Below are 17,705 nucleotides of genomic sequence, written 5' to 3' on the forward strand. Positions count from 1 at the left end.
TTTCTGCTCCAAAGCTTAACGAAGCAATCGCTCCATTCTTTTTTAAGTCTTTTTCTCCGTCACTATGCCACGCCATTCCTTCAGAACCATCGTGGTACAAATTCAACAAACAGGAGTTATAGGTTTCGCCTGTTTTCTTTTCAACTAATTCTTTTAACGCTACTAATTCTTTGGTAAACGGTAAGGCTGTTTTCGTAATGTTGGAATACGAATATTCAAAGGGTTGCTCTGCATACCAAGCTACTTTTCGTTTGGTTATCATGCGTTTTCCAAAAATAATAGCTTCGTCGTTGCGCCATTCAATGGAATTTAATAAAGCTTCATAATAATGGTCTGCTAATTCCTTAGACAAAACAATTCCGTAGTAGTTTACTGTTCCATCTTTCGGAAGCAAGTTTTTAGGTGCATCGTTAAATTGTGAGAATAAATCCATCGTTGTAAAAATACGACTAAATAATGAACGTCATAGCGAGAAGCAACAGCGACGTGGCTATCTCATCATTTAGAAAAAGATTCCTTCATCCCGTTCTTCCGAAGTTTCGGAATCGGGATTCGGAATGACGATGTTTTAATTTCTAAACTTATTTCGTGTGATAATATGTTTTAGTTTCTGTTTTAGGTCGGTACCCGTATCATATACCATTTGTTCGTTAGATGGAAAACTCACTACTCTTTCATTCAATAAATCTAACAATGAAGTCTCTAACGCTCTTTTGTCACCATCATAATCGGCATATACGTGCTCAAATACAAACTCACTTTGAATAGGAAACTTTTGTACTAATTGATTCGTTCTGTTATCAATATACTTTACAACTCCGCTAACTCGGCTACTTTTAAACTGCGTAAATTGATATAATTTACAACGAATTACTTTGTACTTATCTACCTTTATTTTATTTCCTAAACTATCCTTTACGTAGTTACCGTTGTTATCTAACAAGTACTTATAACCGTCTTTAATTCTTTTTTCTTTAATGATTTCTTTTTCGCGAACTTGTTCAGGAGAAATTTCAATATTTCTAAAATCTAATTCCAAATCAAAATCGTAACGAATTTTTCTGTCTTTATTTGCATGATATACGGTCCATAAATCATTTAATCCGTAGGTGTCAATCGCCAATAAATCTCTTTCTAATCTTTTAGGAATTATCTGATTGGTTTTATTTCTTACTGATACATGTACAAAATCTGTCCCCAACTCATGAGCTTCTTCAATCAACTCCCTTGTATCTTTATAATTCGGGTTGATTTTATCTAAATGTCTTAGTTCATCAAAAGCACGTCGGTAATTAATTTTATTACGTTTTCCGTCATTCAACAAGGCAACTCCATTTTCGTATAAATAATCGGCATAGTTTTCTTTTGCTTCTATAATTCTATCAGCATAACTAACCATTTTAAATTTAGCATCTCTTCCTGATGATAAAACTCGTAAGGGTAATAATGGTTTAATTCTTTCCTGGCGATTGTTTAATCGTTGGTACAAATTATAAATAGATTCTAAATTCGACGGATTTTGCTCTTTTTCTAAAAATGAAATACGGTCTAAATCTCTTTGAGTCGCTTTAGCAAAAGCTTCTTGAAGCATCAACACATACGGCTGATTTTTCTCTTTGGTTTTGTTCTTTGCTAAATTTTCTATTGATAAAGAAATAGCTTTTTCGTAATCACCAGAATTAATTGCTTTCTCGGTAGTTTTAACACTACTACAAGACGCTAATACTAGCACTGAAAAAATAGATAGTAGGGTAGTTTTTTTAATCATAAAGTTTAAGTTTCGCTAGAAAATTCAATTTCTGTGCCAAAACTAAGTATTCTTTTTAACTTAAACTTTATGATTTTATATAATATGTGCTAAGAGTTTAATTTGTTTACTCTAACAATTTTGCTGTTGCAATTTGTATAACTCGTAAGTTATTATCAATGTTTGAAGGATTGTTTGCCTTTTGCATTTCTACTAATTGACGTAACAAGTTAATTCCTACTTTGTCAAAATTATATTGCTTGTATTGTAATCCTTTCGCTACAATATCATCCGCTAAATTTTGAATAGCTTCTGTATTGTTACTTTTTCCAATTTTATCAAACGCTTCTTTATATAAAGATTGAATTTTCTTATTCGGACTTAAGAACATTCCTGCCATTACATTACCCGCAATAAAACTTAACTCTGTATCGTCATTTTCTTCTAAATAAATACGTGTTAACGGAGTGGCTACAATCTTTTTTACTTCTAACGGTAAGGTTTTTGATTTTTGAATTGCCAACTGCTTATCGATATAATACATTGCTACCAATGATTTACCCAATACTGAGTATGATTTACTTTGTAAACCTTTATCAAATACCGATTTTAATGCAGGGTCAGTTAACTTTCCTAAGGTTTCAATAGCAGCCGCTTGTACTAATGTTTTAGGATCGTTATTAGCCATTTTCATGATTTTATCAATCACATTCTTTTTAGAATATTTATTGATTAGATTGATATTTTCCAACGCTAAAATTCTGATTTTATAAAAATCGTCATTCATCGCTCCAGCAACTGCATTAAACGCATTTTTATCATCTTGATGCTTTGCAACTTCTAACAACGCTTCTCTTTTATGAGCGTAGTTTTGAGCATATTTTAATTGATGGATATAATCACTCAACACTTTATTCTCTGAAATATCACACAGCAATACTCCGTCTGCATTTACTTGAATTAAATCTGGTTGTTTGGTAAAAGGAAAGGTAAACGAAGCATCTCTACCGTCCACAAAAACATTATGACGTGTACGTTTACCACCTTCAAAAACATCAATCGAAAATGGGAATTTAAACTCATTCATTTGTGTTTGCATGATATTTACAGTTACCGTTTTGCGTAACTTATTATAATCGTACGAAATAGACAACTTCGGGTGACCGCTATTAAAATACCACTGATTGAAAAACCAGTTTAAATCTTTTCCGGTAACTTTTTCAAAAGCCAAACGCAATTGGTGTGCTTCTGCTGTTCCGTATTTATAATCGGTTAAATAGGTATTTAATGTCGTATAAAAAGCATCATCACCTACATAGTTACGCAACATGTGTAAAATAGCGCCACCTTTGTTGTAACTCACCGCATCAAACATATCTTCTTTATCATCGTAATAAAAACGAACTAAATGCTTATCATAATTTTGACCTTGTTTGTAGGCTTCACTGTCTTCAAACAAATGCGCATCAGCTTCATCTTTTCCGTATTTATGCTCTAACCATAAATATTCGCTATAATTCGCAAAACTCTCGTTTACGGTTAAGTTACTCCAGCTTTCAGTAGTTACTAAATCACCAAACCAGTGATGAAAAATTTCGTGCGCAATCGTATTTTCTTGTACGTTTTCATCAATTAACTGCCCTGGTCTTTGGTATGCGTTTTCTCCATGAATTACCGCTGTGGTATTTTCCATCGCTCCACTAACATAATCGCGACCAACTATTTGTGCATACTTATTCCAAGGATACTCAATTCCTGTAATTTTTGAGAAAAAAGCTAACATTTCAGGCGTATTTCCAAAAATGTCTTTTGCATACGGAGCATATTCCTTTTCTACATAATAATCAACTGGAATATCTTTGTATTTGTCTTTAATAATCTCATACTCTCCTACTCCCATAAAGAATAAATACGGAGCGTGTTTTTGAGTAAAATTCCAATAATCGGTACGAGTTCCATCTGCATTTGTTTTTTGCTTTTCTAATTTTCCGTTAGAAAGTGTTACATACTTTTGCGGAACCGTCATGTAAATTTCTTGTGATGTCTTTTGGTTCGGTGCATCAATCGTTGGAAACCAACAACTACTCGCTTCAGTTTCTCCTTGCGTCCAGATTTGGGTTGGTTTGTTTTTATCTAAGCCTTTCGGATTGATAAAATACAATCCTTTTGCTGAAGTTATTGCAGCACTTCCTTTTTGCTTTACTCTTTCAGGACGTGCAGTATATTTAATATACAGCGTAAACTCTTCGTTTCTGTTGTATTTACGAGGTAAATTGATAACCAACTCAAAATCATCATAATTATAATCTAATGGTTGGTTATTCATCGTTACTTTATGAATTTCCATTGCCTTGGCATCTAAAGTAACTTTATCCGTTTCGTAAAAATGTGGTTTTAGTGTTACCCATTCTTCCCCGTTCATTTCTTGTTCTTGAAAGTTAAAATCTACTCTTAACTTCGTATGAATTAAACTATGAACTTTGTCTCTTTCTGCTCTGTAGACTTTATCAGATTGAGAAAATAATGTTACTGTAAAAAGGGTAACAACGACAACAAGGAGTTTTTGAAACTTCATATTTTTTTGTTTAGACTCCAAAAATAGGAAAATCTATTGGTAGGCTTGTTAATGCCCCGTTAAAAAGAAAAAAGCCATCAGAAATCTGATGGCCTTTTTTATATTTTTATTAATGACGGTTACTCTGCTTTATCTGAGACTACATCACTATCTCCTAAAATCATTTTAAATTGTTTTAGGTCAACATTTCCTGCATCGAAATTAGCTTTCTGCATCATTCCCATAATTTTGTTAACATCCATGTTTTCTCCTAAAACACGTGCAACACCTACTCCCATTCCTTTTCCATAACCAAAAGCTACAATTTCGTCGATAGCATCTGCTTCTCCTAAGTAATAAATTGCTGCATTGGCTCCATCTTTTTTAAATTTCATCAACTCTTTGTAGTTTGATTTCTTTAAAATAGATTTTAACCTCTCTTTTTCAGCTTCATAACTTGCCTCGTCTAAGTTTTTATACGGAACACCTGTAACATTTATTTTTTTTATGCTTTCGTAGGCTTTTTTATCTTCTTCAGAAGCTTTATCCATGCTTAATTGAAGTGCACTTGCTGGTAAGTCAAACGACATGAAACCTTCTTTGTCTTGACTTTCTACCAAATAACTTTGTAACGATTCTGTTTTACAAGAAACTGTTACAAATGCTATTAGTAACATTGAATATATAACTAGTTTTTTCATTGTTTTAGTTTTTGATTGAAAGCAGCATTAACGAATTAACGCTGCTCTGTTTGTTTTATTTATCTTTCTTTCCGTCTTTAGAAAACGTTTCTGCTAGTTTAGACATTTTGTTAATATCTATATTTCCTGTTAACGAAACAATTACTGACTCTGGTGATCCGTTTTTAGAATCTTTGTCTTTTACAAACATTAACACTTCACTTACAAAATCTTTGTTTTTAGTTGTCTTAACATAAATCTTTACACGAGAATCTTTATCTTTTACTCGCATTAACTCTATTAAGTTACTTTTTCCTACAGCTGATTTTACCATATTTTCCATTTGAGCTGCTACGGCAGCATTTTCAGTGGAAAAAACTTTTAATTCTTGTAAGTCTTGAATCATCTTAAAAACTTCCATTGCTTCATTGTCTTCAGACTCTACTTTAAATTTTGATAAAATTTCAAAAGCATCTTTGTTTACAACAACTGATGAAACTTCATCAATATCTTCTAACTTATCAAAAATTGATTGTCCGAAACTTAAGTTAGATACAAATGTTAATGCTAATAATACTATTACTTTTTTCATGATTTCTTTTGTTTATAAGTACTTGGTTTTACTTTCTTAATTAATTTACAGTGTTTATTACTTTATTTACTGTTTCTTCATAGGTTTCTAAATGTTCAATTGCATCACTTCCCTTTTTTAGGTTGTTTGAAACGGCATATATAGCTTCGTTTCCTTTGTTTAAATTGACTGAAACTAGTTGTAACGCTTCTTTAATTTGCGCAAACTGTTTACGTTGTTGATACTTTTGGTATTCTTCGTTACCTATAAATACACTAAATAGTAAGACTACTGACGCTGCTACCGACAACCATTTCCAGTTCTTCTTAGTTTTCTCAGGTTTTAACTGAATGGTTTGGGTAAAGGTTTCATCTTTACTTTGTTTAAAATAACCAAACATCATACTGTACTCTTGCAAATGAGGTGCCACATTGTTTGAGGTAAAATACTCTTGTAGCATCTTTTCTTCTTGCAACGTTGTTTCTGCGTCTAGATATTTTTCTAATAACTTCTCTATGTTAGCTAACTCCATAGTTATGTTTTTTAATGAGTTCTTCTCTTATTGTTTTTCTTGCTCTTGATAAGGCTACCCTTACAGCGGTAGGTTTCATATCTACCATTTTGCATATTTCATCAAAATCATACTGTTCGATATCACGTAACTGAATGATTATTTTTTGCTGTTCTGGTAATTTTTCAATGAGCTGATGTACTTGGTTTACACTATCGTTATGCTCTACTTTCTTTTCTAGCGATGTTTCTTTTTCTTTATAGTTGCTATGCACTAATGTTAAATTACTTGCTTGCTTCGATTTTAATCGATCATAACAATAATTTTTTGTCATCGTCATCGCAAATGCCTCTACATTTTTGTAGTCGGACAGTTTTTCCCGATTCCTCCACAATTTAAAATACAATTCTTGCGTAGCGTCTTCAGCTTCTTCTGTAGAAACCAACAATCTTTTCGCTAAACGAAAGACTTTGTCTTTAAATGGTAATACAACTTTTAAAAAGTCTGATTGGTTCATTGTTTAGTTGATTAATTGTGTAATCCTTTAAAATAAACACTTCTTATTTATCAGGCTTACATAACTATGACGAGGCAGTTTCAAGTTTGTTACATCAATAATAAAAAAAATAATATTATTCGTTAAATTGCGTTGGTATTACAGTTAGCACATTCCTTATAAAAGTCCATAATGGGCATTTAGGTATACCACACTCACATAACTTGATTAAATCATTAATAAAACAAACAATTACAAAAATCTAAAATAGATGAAAATAGTAAAAACAGCCCTTATTCTCTTATTTTCTATACTTATTGTTTCTTGTAGTGAAAAAGATGATGCCCCTAAAAACATAGAAGTTCAACATTTTGTTTGGAGAGGTTTAAATGCCTACTACTTATGGCAAGATTTAGTTCCTGATTTAGATGACAGACGTTTTAGTAACGATAACGAAATATATAGTTATTTATCGGGCTATGATGACCCAGTAGATCTTTTTTATAGCTTATTGTACATGGATAATGAATATCCACAAGATCCAAATAAAACTTATTCTTGGATTGTAGACGATTATATTGCCCTTGAGCAGTCTTTTGCAGGTACGCGATTAACAAGTGGTATAAAGGCTATAGGTGCTGATTTTTCTGACGGTTCTGGTGGTTATTATGTCTACGTATACGATGTTGTTAATGGCTCTGATGCTGAAATTCAAGGAGTAACTAGAGGTATGATTATTACTGAAGTTAACGGAACAACTTTAACTAGGGCTAATGTAAATGATTTATTTGCCAATGAAACATTTACCGTTCATTTGGCTGATTATAATGGAGGAAACCCTATTAGTAATGGAACAACTATCACAGTTAACAAATCACAAGTAACTGAAAACCCTGTTAAGGTAAGTAATGTAATTACAGATGGAGGTCATACAATTGGTTATTTACTCTACAATCAATTCTCTAAAGATTTCAATGGAGATTTAAATGCCGAATTTGCCAACTTTAAAGCTGCCGGAATTACCGATTTAATTATCGATTTACGCTACAACGGTGGTGGTTCTTTACAAACAGCTACCTATTTAGGTAGTATGATTACTGGGCAATTTACTGATGAGTTGTTTGCAAAACAACTATGGAATCAAAAAGTAATGAACTCTCGCCCTGCTGAATCATTCATCAACAATTTTACGAATCAAATTAAAAATACAAATTCGCAAGGAACTATTGTGTTAGAAGAAGCTATTAACAGTTTGAATTTAACAACGGTATATTTTATTGTTTCTAGTAATTCTGCCTCAGCTTCTGAAGTCGTAATCAATTCTCTAAAACCATATATTGATGTTAAACTAGTAGGAGTTCAAACTTATGGAAAGCATGTTGGTTCGATAACTTTATACGATTCTGACGATTATACTCGATATGGAGATAATTTAAAAAGTCATACTTGGGCTCTACAGCCTATTGTTTCTGAAATTCAAAATGTTGATGGAGAAAATTCTCCTGAAGGATTTACTCCTGATATTCTTATAGATGAAGATCCTGGGAATTTAGGTGTCTTAGGTGATCCTACAGAGCCTTTGTTAGAAAGAACAATCCAATATATTACAACAGGAGCTAAAGGATTGCCAACATTGCAAAAAAGCTATAAAATTTCACCTTCTTGGAACTCATCTATGTCAAATCCTGACTACAACAATATGTATATTGACTTGAAATAAAGCAATCAAAAAAATATAAAATAAAAATCCAGCTACTTGGCTGGATTTTTTTTATCCTGTGTATTTACAAAAATTATACTAAAATTTTACCTCTTAAATAATCTCCAGTTTTAATAAATACATAAAAGGTTAAAAACACATAAGAAGCTGTTATCAAAACATTAATCAGATTAAGGTTTTTTTCTTTTAAAATTTCATTAATTCTTTTCCTCTTAAAATAAAAAATATAATACGCTACAAATATCAAAATAGTAGTAACATAAAACATTTCTTTCGGCATGGTTTTCCCTAAAAAAGAATAATAAATAAACCTTGAGATACTAAAAAAATTTAGAGTCAACAATCCTCCTGTTACAATAAAAGAATGAAGTTTTCCATCATAACTACTCTTATAAAAGCTAGAATTTAAAAAGGTCAAAAAATAAAATACGTTTTGTATTACGATATCAAAAAAAATCATTCTCTCCTATTCTTATAAAATTTTAGTGCACTTTCTATTTTAAAAGAACTCTACAACAAACTCATTTGTTGATTATTTTCTTCATTAGGTATTTTTAAATTAACTCCTAGTTCCTTATTCAACTTTTTTATAAAATATGCTGCTAACAAAGGAGATTCTACTTCTAAATTTTGATGAATGAAAAAATTAATATTTTGTAATCCTAAATCACTCCACTCTTTTAGTCTTTCTACCCACTCATCTAAACGTGAATAATCTGTTGGATGATTTGCTCCTACATAACGTATAAAAGCCTCATTATTGGTCAGTCTCATGTGTACCATATCCCGTCTACCTGCCGTATCAACCAGTACATTAGCTATATTATTTTCTTCTAACAACTGAGTGAATTCATCAAACACTTCTATATCTTCAAACCAATCAGGGTGACGAACTTCTATGGCAAGCGGAATTCCATTAGGCCAACTCACAGCAAATTTTTGTAGTTTATCAAAATTTTTAGGTCCAAAATTAGAATGTAATTGTAAAAAGATGGTTCCTAATTTTTCTTCTAAGTTTGAAGCATTATCTAAATAAATATTCACCGCATCTTGAACACCTTCTAGTCTTTTCCAATGGCTTATCTCCTGCCCTAACTTTGGAAAAAACTTAAACCCTTTTGGAGTCTTTTCTTTCCATTTAGCAAATTGTTCCGCGGAAAATTGACGATAAAAAGTAGCGTTTAATTCGATAGAATTGAATTGCTTCGAATAATATTCTAATTCATCTTTTGTGCCTCTCGGATAAAACCCTTTTAAATCGGCTTTGTTCCACTTAGCACATCCTACAAAAACACTTGGTTTATCACTCTTTTCATAAGAACTTAACAACTCTATTGTTTTAGGGTGAGTTTCAGGTAATGTAAAATCTATTAACTCAGGGTGTTCTACCTTTCCAAACTTCATACTTAATTGTTTTCTATTCCTTCTTCAATTTCCTGATTATCTACCATTTCTGGTCTAAACTCTGTCATTCTATCATCATTTAGCTTTTTAGCATAATTATATCCTGACTTCCACCATTGTTTCATTTTCTCTTTATCAAATACTAGAGAATTTGTAGTTAAAACCGTTGGTGTATAGTATAAATTTAACTTCACATTATGGTGTTTTGCTGATAGTTTTCCTATGGTAATATTATGTCTTTCAACATTTTCTAACATGAAATCAAACGTGTCCATCATCAATGAAAATGGGTTCTTTGCTGGCAATCTATTCATTTGTGTTACTTCCGTAGCTAAAATAATTGCATCAACCTCTGTAGCCCCTCTTGCTATAGCTTCACGAATAGGTATTAAACTTCCAAAACCACCATCTGCATACTGACAGTGATCTTTTTCTAACAAACTCATAAATGGCACATAGTTACACGAACCCCAAATCCAATCGCAAAAATCTTCATATTCGCACTCTAAAATCGACTTGTATTCAATTTGATTCGCTGTTAAATTAGAAACTGTTACCACTACTTCTTTATTTAATCTTCTAATCTCATCATACATTTCTTTGGTTATGCTATTTTTTATGAGCTTACGTAAATTTTTACTCTCCCCAAAGGTTTTACTTCCATTTAAAAAGTTCCAAAACGTGTTTCTATGTCTTATTGACACCACCTTTTCACCATGTACTGATTTTACTCTGAACGGACTGTTACTAAAAATAGCTTTTTGATCTACCGAAGTATATACCTCTTTCAATTCATCAACCATACCTAAAGCTAAATGCGATACCATTAAACTACCTGTAGAAGTACCTAAAAGCATGTCATAATCTTTATTTTTATGCTTCATTAAGTATTGTGCAACTCCGCCTGCAAACGCTCCTTTACTTCCTCCTCCAGAAATTACCAAGGCTTTTTTCATTGAATTAAGTTTGATTTATCTATTTTTAGTTCTGTAAAAATATCAAAAAAAAGCAACCAAACACATGAAACAACTATCTGTACTTTTCTTTCTCTTTTGCGTGTTAATTTCTTGTAAAACTGAAAAACAATACACCCCAAGAACTATTAACTCTGTTACGATTACAGAAATAAAGCGAGACAGCACTAGCATTAGAGCTATACTAGCTATTGATGCCAATAAACTAACCTATGCTGGTTCTATAGGAGATATTACAACCACTGAAGATGGAGGTAAAACTTGGAGCACTCAAAAACTGAAATACAATGATTATATCATTCCACATTTTAGAAGTATTGCTCAAAACAATAATGATATTTTTGTTCTATCGGTAGCTAATCCGGCTCTTCTATACAAAAAAAGTCAAGAGGAACTTCAATTGGTTTACATTGAAAAAAATGAAAAAGTATTTTACGACAGTATGAAATTCTTTGCCGATGGAAAGCATGGTATTGCCGTTGGTGATCCTACAGAAGACTGTCCGTCGGTTATTCTTACTTCGAATGGAGGAAATACTTGGACTAAACTACCATGCACACAATTACCTAATTTTGAAGAAGGTGAAGCGTTTTTTGCCGCTAGTAACACCAACATTTCGATAGTAAACAATACGGTTTGGATTGGATCTGGTGGAACAAAAGCACGTATTTTAAAATCTACCGACTTTGGAAACACTTGGGAGATTTTTGATACGCCAATAGTTCAGGGAGATGGTCCACAAGGAATTTACTCAATCGATTTTAACGATGAAAATCATGGAATTGCTATCGGAGGAAACTATTCAAAACCTGAAGATAATCTTGCTAACAAAGCTGTTACTTCTGATGGAGGAAAAACATGGACACTTGTAGCTAACAATCAAAATCCTAATTATAAAAGCTGTGTGCAATATGTGCCTAATACTAACGGTAAAGAAGTTTTTGCGGTTGGAAAAACTGGCGTTTCATTTTCTAATGATGGTGGACATACTTGGACGGATGTTAGTAAAGAAGAATACTATTCGATTCAATTTGTAGACAGCAATACTGCTTGGTTATCAGGTCACGAAAAAATTGGAAAATTAATTCTTAACTAATTCTTAATGTTTTGTTAAAAGGGTTTTTATTCCTTTTTTACTGTATACTTTTATGAACTAATCAACTCAATATTCAATGAAAAAAATACTATTCTTACTCTTATCCTTGTGTATTAGTAGTTCTTTTGCGCAAGAGTACTTTCCTACCAACACAGGAGTAAAGTCATCCAAAAACAATGTGTATGCATTTACCAATGCTACCATTTATGTTACTCCTAATCAAGTAATAAAAAAAGGAACATTGCTTGTAAAAGACGGAAAAGTGGTTTCTGTAGGAAAATCAGTTACTATTCCTAACGAAGCACAAACTATCGATCTTGATGGTAAATCTATTTATCCTTCTTTTGTAGATGTTTATGCTACTTTTGGTATTGAAAAACCAAAAAGAGAAGGTGGTCTCGGACAAGGACCTCAATACGATGCTGGCAGAAAAGGATATTATTGGAACGATCATATTCGTCCTGATATAGATCCTGCTTCAGAATTCAAATTTGACGCTAAAAAAGCTAAAGAATTATTAGCTACTGGTTTTGGTGCTGTTAATACGCACTTAGAAGATGGGATTATGCAAGGAAACGGAATGCTAGTTGCCTTAAATCCTAACAATACTGATGCGTATAGAATTCTAGATAAAAAATCAGGAAACTACTTGTCGTTTTCTAAAAGTGTAAAATCACGTCAAAGTTACCCAACTTCACGTATGGGAGCTATGGCTTTACTACGTCAAACCTATTTAGATGCTGATTGGTATGCTAATGGAAATGCTAAAAACACAGACTTAGCGTTAGAGGCTTTAAACAATAACAAAAACTTACCACAAATTTTTAATGCAGGTGGTTATTTAGATAATTTACGAGCTGATAAAATTGGAGATGAATTCGGTATTCAATACACTATCTTAGGTGGAGGAAATGAGTACGAAAGAATTAATGATATAAAAGCAACCAATGCTACTTATATCCTTCCTATTAATTTTAGAAAAGCTTACGATGTATCTAACCCATTTTTAACGGATAAAATTGCGTTGAGTGATATGCGCGCTTGGAATCAAGAGCCTTCAAATCCTGCTGTGTTTGCTCAAAATAAAATTCCTTTTGCATTAACTACACATGATTTAAAAAATGTAAAAGATTTTAATGCTAATTTACAAAAAGCCATTGCTCACGGATTAGATAAAACTACTGCTTTAGAAGCATTGACAACGGTTCCTGCTAACATTTTAAATAATACTAAAATAGGAAACTTAAAAGCTGGAAGCTATGCTAACTTTTTAATTACTTCTGGAGATATTTTTGATTCAAAAACTACCCTATTTGAAAACTGGGTTCAAGGAGCTAAGAATGTTATCAATCCTATGGATATCAAAGATATTACGGGTAATTATGCCTTAAATGTTAATGGTTCAACGTATACCATGGCAATTACAGGTTCAGGTGCTAAACAAACTGCAGAAATTAAAAAAGGTGAAGAGAAAATCAACTCAAACTTTTCATTTGCTAATGATTGGATAAACATTACTTTAAGAGAAGGTGATAATTTTACACGCTTAACGGGTCAATTAGACAATAAACAAATTAAAGGTACCGCTATTGATAATACCGGAAACGAAAGTAAATGGTCAGCTACTTATACTTCAAAAGTAGATGAGAAAAAGAAAAAAGATAAAAAAGACGACAAAACACCTGAAGTTTTTGCTGTTTCTTTCCCTAATGTAGGTTATGGTAACGCTGCTAAGCCTCAAAACGAAACTATTTTAATTAAAAATGCTACTGTTTGGACTTCTGAAAACAACGAAGTATTGAACAATACTGACGTGTTAATCAAAGACGGAAAAATTTCAAAAATAGGATCTAATTTATCTAGTAGAGGTGCAAAAATTATTGACGGAACAGGTAAGTACCTTACCGCTGGTATTATTGATGAACACTCACATATTGCTGCGTCAGCAATTAACGAATCAGGTCATAATTCTTCTGCTGAAGTAACTATTGAAGATGTGATTAATCCTAACGATATTAATATTTATAGAAACATCGCTGGTGGTGTTACTTCTATTCAAATTTTACATGGTTCAGCCAATCCTATTGGAGGACGCTCTGCTATTATTAAACTAAAATGGGGAGAAAATGCTGACGGATTATTATACAACAATACCCCTAAATTTATCAAGTTTGCTTTAGGTGAAAACGTAAAACAATCTAACTGGGGAGATTCTAACACCATTCGTTTCCCACAAACTCGTATGGGAGTTGAACAAGTATATATCGATTACTTCCAAAGAGCTAAAGAATACGATGCTAAAAAGAAAAGTGGACAACCGTATCGTAAAGATATTGAGTTAGAAACCTTAGCTGAAATCATTAACAAAGAGCGTTTCATTTCTTGTCACTCTTATGTTCAATCAGAAATTAATATGTTGATGAAGGTAGCTGAACAATTCAACTTTAACATCAACACGTTCACTCATATTTTAGAAGGATATAAACTTGCTGATAAAATGAAAAAACACGGAGCTGGTGGTTCTACTTTCTCAGACTGGTGGGCATACAAATATGAAGTAAACGACGCTATTCCTTACAACGCGGCAATTATGCACAACCAAGGAGTTACCGTTGCTATTAATTCTGATGATGCTGAAATGTCTCGTAGATTAAACCAAGAAGCTGCTAAATTGATAAAGTACGGTGGAATGAGCGAGCAAGAAGCTTGGGCTACAGTAACTATCAATCCTGCGAAATTATTACACTTAAACGATCGTACAGGTAGTATTAAAGTAGGTAAAGATGCCGATGTAGTTCTATGGAGCGGAAACCCTTTATCTGTATATTCAAAAGCAGAGAAAACAATTATTGATGGAGCAATGTACTTCGATATTGAAAAAGATTTAGAAAAACGTAAAGCTATCAAAGCAGAACGTGCTAAATTGATCAACATGATGTTACAAGAGAAGTTAAAAGGTGGTAAAACACAAGCTCCTAAGAAAAAAACTCAAAAATTATTTCACTGTGATACAGAATAAGAACTTAAAAATACAAAACATGAAAATTAAATTAATATATAGTTTGGTATGTTTCTTATTCTTAGGAAACATACTAGCCCAACAAACACCAGCACCTAAGCAAACTCAAGATTATTCTATTGAAGGTGCTACGGCACATTTAGGTAATGGAGAAGTGATTGAAAACTCTTTAATTATGTTCTCTAACGGAAAAATTAAGTTTGTAGGAAGTGCTAAAATGAAAATTGCCCGCATGGGTACCGTTATTAATGCAAAAGGAAAACATGTATATCCAGGATTTATTGCTGCAAACACCTCTTTAGGATTAGCTGAAATAGATGCCGTTCGTGCTACAAGAGATGTTGACGAAGTTGGTACCATGTTGCCTCACATACGTAGTATTATAGCTTACAATACCGAAAGCAAAGTAGTAGAAACGATGCGTCCTAACGGAGTGTTAATGGCACAAGTAGCGCCTCGTGGTGGAGTTATCTCTGGCACCTCTTCTATCGTTCAACTAGATGCTTGGAATTGGGAAGACGCTTCTATCAAAACTGATGACGGAATTCACATGAATTGGCCTAATGCTTTTAGCCGTGGTCGTTGGTGGATGGGGGAAGATCCTGGTTTAAAACCAAATAAAAACTATCAAAAAAACATTGAAGAATTTAAAGACTTTTTTGCCAACGCAAAAAGCTATTTAGCCAGCAATAAGTCTACTAAAAACTTACCTTATGAGTCTTTACAAGGTGTTTTAAACGGTTCTCAAAAAATGTTTGTACACGTATCTGGTAAAAAAGGAATTACCGACGCGGTAAATACTTGTAAAGAATTAGGTATTAAAAACATCGTAATCGTACGCGGACAAGAAGCTGAAAAAGTAGCCGATTTATTAAACGCTAACAACATTCCTGTTATTTTAGAACGTGCGCACCGTTTACCTAATGGTGAAGATACTGATTATGACAGACCTTATCGTGCAGCTAAAATATTAGCTGATGCAGGTATCTTAGTAGGTTTAGGTATGGAAGGAGAAATGGAACGTATGAGTACGCGTAACCTTCCTTTTTATGCAGGTACTTACGCTGCTTACGGATTAGATAAAGAAAAAGCAGTTCAGCTAATTACAGGTAATAATGCCAAGATATTAGGAATTGATGATAAAGTAGGTACTTTAGAAGTTGGTAAAGATGCTACCCTATTTATTTCTGAAGGAGATGCTTTAGATATGCGTACAAATATTTTAAACGAAGCTTTTATTCAAGGAAGAAAGATTAGTTTAGAATCGCACCAAACCAAATTATGGAAACGTTATTCTGATAAATATAAAAATCAATAGAACGTCATTCTGAGGAAGTTTGGCGAAGGAATCTAGATAACAATTCATCTAGTCATTTCGAGTAATAGCTAGAAACCGCAAGGTTCAGTGAAGCTAAATCTAATTCAAATTTCTCCTTCCATTTCACTTATGTTTGAAATGACAATAATTTTTTCTCAAAAAAGCTCGGGCAACCGAGCTTTTTTTATCGTAGAACGATAGCCAAATAGTTAATTTATTGTGACTTGACTTTAAATCATTTCTTTTCTACACTCATGTATTTCTCTCTAGGTAATTGATTAAGTCTATATTCGTATTTTTGCAAGAATGAAACAGATTAGCAGTACACAAAACGCCTATATAAAAGAGCTTTTAAAGCTTCAAGAAAAATCGCGTGAACGTAAGAAAAAAGGACTTTTTTTAGTTGAAGGACAACGCGAAATTTCGTTAGTACTCAAAGGTGGATATGAAATTGACACTGTACTTTTTGTACCTGAACTTTTCACAGAAGAAAATCTAACTGAAATAAAAAACCAAACGGCTAATTGCATCGAAATTACGAAAGAAGTATATCAAAAACTTGCCTATCGCGATACTACCGAAGGCATTATTGCTGTGGTTAAATCTAAAAGTTTTGATTTAGACGCTATTGAATTCAACACCACTACTCCACTCGTTTTGGTTATGGAAGGTATTGAAAAGCCAGGAAATATAGGTGCGATGTTACGTACTGCCGATGCTGCGAATGTAGATGCTGTTTTTATTGCAAATCCTAAATCGGATATATTCAATCCCAACATCATTCGCTCTAGTGTAGGCTGTGTGTTTACCAATCAAATTGGTGTAGGTTCTTCTGAAGAAATTATTGCTTTTTTACAAAAGCACAACATCCATATTTATAGTGCTACGCTACAAAACTCAAACGAATACCATAAAAACGACTACACAAAAGCTACGGCTTTGGTAGTAGGTACCGAAGCTACAGGCTTAACACAAATTTGGCGAGACGAGGCTACTCAAAATATTAACATCCCAATGCAAGGTGAAATTGATTCCATGAATGTATCGGTTGCTGCAGCTATCTTAACTTTTGAAGCCAAACGACAACGAGGGTTTTAACAATTGTGCTTATAAAGCCCTTATTATCAAATAAAATATTTTTTTGCTATTTTTGATAGTGTAATAGTTGCAGTATGAAAAAGTTATCCAAAGAAATTACCTTATGCCTCTTTAATCATAAAGGACATTTACAAATTGCTATTAAATTTGGCTATCATGATGATATAAAGACATCTATAAAATCTATTGAAACGTTAAAATGGAGTAAAACTCATAAAACTTTTTACATTCCTTATTCATTAAAAAACGAAGAAAAACTTCTTAAGCATATAAAAAACAACAATTGGAGCGTCATAAATTCTCTTCCTCAAAAAAATGATATACACACGGTTATTATTCCTTATGAAAAATTGACTGATATAAAACGATTTAAACGTTGGCTTCAAGAAAAAAGGTATAGTGAAAATACTGTAAATACTTATATTGAAGTAGCTCACTTTTTTATTAAATATTGTGTTTTAAAAAACAACTTTGACTATAACAAAAGGCTAATAGAGCAATTTAATTACGATTTTAT

At 32.6% G+C, this 17,705-nt stretch carries 15 protein-coding genes and 1 pseudogene; 6 read left to right on the top strand and 10 right to left on the bottom strand.

The features are described 5' to 3' along the window. From OU788_RS08990 to OU788_RS09020, 7 genes are all read right to left on the bottom strand, one after another. On the bottom strand, positions 1-433 hold a 433-nt coding region (locus OU788_RS08990; RefSeq protein WP_274634867.1), incomplete at its 3' end, for an alpha-ketoglutarate-dependent dioxygenase AlkB family protein. 135 nt (positions 434-568) lie between these two features. After that, the gene (locus OU788_RS08995; protein ID WP_342454928.1) at positions 569-1,768 is read right to left on the bottom strand and encodes a hypothetical protein; all 1,200 of its coding nucleotides are present in this window, start codon (positions 1,766-1,768) and stop codon (positions 569-571) included. A 106-nt stretch (positions 1,769-1,874) separates the two neighbouring features. Next, positions 1,875-4,322: a M1 family metallopeptidase gene (locus tag OU788_RS09000; RefSeq protein WP_274634868.1), complete on the bottom strand. Its 2,448-nt coding sequence runs from the start codon at positions 4,320-4,322 to the stop codon at positions 1,875-1,877. Positions 4,323-4,441: 119 nt separating this feature from the next. Further along, complete coding sequence (locus OU788_RS09005) at positions 4,442-5,002, bottom strand: DUF4252 domain-containing protein (RefSeq protein ID WP_274634869.1); 561 nt, start codon at positions 5,000-5,002, stop codon at positions 4,442-4,444. 55 nt (positions 5,003-5,057) lie between these two features. Continuing rightward, entirely contained in the window at positions 5,058-5,573 is a 516-nt protein-coding gene (locus tag OU788_RS09010) for a DUF4252 domain-containing protein (protein WP_274634870.1), read from the bottom strand. 40 nt (positions 5,574-5,613) lie between these two features. Next, on the bottom strand, positions 5,614-6,084 hold the full coding sequence (locus OU788_RS09015) for a hypothetical protein (RefSeq protein WP_274634871.1): 471 nt from the start codon (positions 6,082-6,084) through the stop codon (positions 5,614-5,616). Next, positions 6,071-6,580: an RNA polymerase sigma factor gene (locus OU788_RS09020; RefSeq protein WP_274634872.1), complete on the bottom strand. Its 510-nt coding sequence runs from the start codon at positions 6,578-6,580 to the stop codon at positions 6,071-6,073. The genes OU788_RS09015 and OU788_RS09020 overlap by 14 nt, the downstream gene beginning before the upstream one ends. A 250-nt stretch (positions 6,581-6,830) precedes the next feature. Between OU788_RS09020 and OU788_RS09025 the strand changes: the two genes are divergently transcribed. After that, positions 6,831-8,279, top strand: coding sequence for a S41 family peptidase (locus OU788_RS09025; protein ID WP_274634873.1), 1,449 nt, complete (start codon positions 6,831-6,833; stop codon positions 8,277-8,279). Positions 8,280-8,352: 73 nt separating this feature from the next. On the opposite strand, the gene OU788_RS09030 is transcribed toward OU788_RS09025, so the two are convergent. The 3 genes from OU788_RS09030 to OU788_RS09040 are packed head-to-tail and all read right to left on the bottom strand — an operon-like array spanning position 8,353 to position 10,639. Continuing rightward, positions 8,353-8,739, bottom strand: coding sequence for a hypothetical protein (locus OU788_RS09030; protein ID WP_274634874.1), 387 nt, complete (start codon positions 8,737-8,739; stop codon positions 8,353-8,355). A gap of 50 nt (positions 8,740-8,789) precedes the next feature. Continuing rightward, positions 8,790-9,683, bottom strand: a complete 894-nt coding sequence (locus OU788_RS09035; RefSeq protein WP_274634875.1) for a DUF72 domain-containing protein — start codon at positions 9,681-9,683, stop codon at positions 8,790-8,792. A gap of 2 nt (positions 9,684-9,685) precedes the next feature. Next, a complete protein-coding gene (locus OU788_RS09040; protein ID WP_274634876.1) occupies positions 9,686-10,639 on the bottom strand; it encodes a patatin-like phospholipase family protein in 954 nt (317 codons plus the stop codon). 64 nt (positions 10,640-10,703) lie between these two features. Here OU788_RS09040 and OU788_RS09045 point away from each other — a divergent pair, with 64 nt between their 5' ends. The 5 genes and pseudogenes from OU788_RS09045 to OU788_RS09065 form a co-directional block, all read left to right on the top strand. Further along, complete coding sequence (locus tag OU788_RS09045) at positions 10,704-11,753, top strand: WD40/YVTN/BNR-like repeat-containing protein (protein WP_274634877.1); 1,050 nt, start codon at positions 10,704-10,706, stop codon at positions 11,751-11,753. 76 nt (positions 11,754-11,829) lie between these two features. Next, positions 11,830-14,772: an amidohydrolase family protein gene (locus OU788_RS09050; protein WP_274634878.1), complete on the top strand. Its 2,943-nt coding sequence runs from the start codon at positions 11,830-11,832 to the stop codon at positions 14,770-14,772. Positions 14,773-14,791: 19 nt separating this feature from the next. Beyond that, positions 14,792-16,090: an amidohydrolase family protein gene (locus OU788_RS09055; RefSeq protein WP_274634879.1), complete on the top strand. Its 1,299-nt coding sequence runs from the start codon at positions 14,792-14,794 to the stop codon at positions 16,088-16,090. A 306-nt stretch (positions 16,091-16,396) separates the two neighbouring features. Further along, a complete protein-coding gene (locus OU788_RS09060) occupies positions 16,397-17,188 on the top strand; it encodes a TrmH family RNA methyltransferase (RefSeq protein ID WP_274634880.1) in 792 nt (263 codons plus the stop codon). 74 nt (positions 17,189-17,262) lie between these two features. Further along, positions 17,263-17,705: pseudogene (locus OU788_RS09065) on the top strand (hypothetical protein); the annotation flags it as partial.

This window comes from Tenacibaculum sp. L6 (assembly GCF_028823685.1).
GTDB lineage: Bacteria > Bacteroidota > Bacteroidia > Flavobacteriales > Flavobacteriaceae > Polaribacter.

Coding starts and splice junctions, on each gene's coding strand:
- OU788_RS09040 (WP_274634876.1), bottom strand. CDS start 10,639: ATGAAAAAAGCCTTGGTAATTTCTGGAGGAGGAAGTAAAGGAGCGTTT.
- OU788_RS09050 (WP_274634878.1), top strand. CDS start 11,830: ATGAAAAAAATACTATTCTTACTCTTATCCTTGTGTATTAGTAGTTCT.
- OU788_RS09015 (WP_274634871.1), bottom strand. CDS start 6,084: ATGGAGTTAGCTAACATAGAGAAGTTATTAGAAAAATATCTAGACGCA.
- OU788_RS09010 (WP_274634870.1), bottom strand. CDS start 5,573: ATGAAAAAAGTAATAGTATTATTAGCATTAACATTTGTATCTAACTTA.
- OU788_RS09000 (WP_274634868.1), bottom strand. CDS start 4,322: ATGAAGTTTCAAAAACTCCTTGTTGTCGTTGTTACCCTTTTTACAGTA.
- OU788_RS09020 (WP_274634872.1), bottom strand. CDS start 6,580: ATGAACCAATCAGACTTTTTAAAAGTTGTATTACCATTTAAAGACAAA.
- OU788_RS09005 (WP_274634869.1), bottom strand. CDS start 5,002: ATGAAAAAACTAGTTATATATTCAATGTTACTAATAGCATTTGTAACA.
- OU788_RS09030 (WP_274634874.1), bottom strand. CDS start 8,739: ATGATTTTTTTTGATATCGTAATACAAAACGTATTTTATTTTTTGACC.
- OU788_RS09035 (WP_274634875.1), bottom strand. CDS start 9,683: ATGAAGTTTGGAAAGGTAGAACACCCTGAGTTAATAGATTTTACATTA.
- OU788_RS09025 (WP_274634873.1), top strand. CDS start 6,831: ATGAAAATAGTAAAAACAGCCCTTATTCTCTTATTTTCTATACTTATT.
- OU788_RS09060 (WP_274634880.1), top strand. CDS start 16,397: ATGAAACAGATTAGCAGTACACAAAACGCCTATATAAAAGAGCTTTTA.
- OU788_RS08995 (WP_342454928.1), bottom strand. CDS start 1,768: ATGATTAAAAAAACTACCCTACTATCTATTTTTTCAGTGCTAGTATTA.
- OU788_RS09055 (WP_274634879.1), top strand. CDS start 14,792: ATGAAAATTAAATTAATATATAGTTTGGTATGTTTCTTATTCTTAGGA.
- OU788_RS09045 (WP_274634877.1), top strand. CDS start 10,704: ATGAAACAACTATCTGTACTTTTCTTTCTCTTTTGCGTGTTAATTTCT.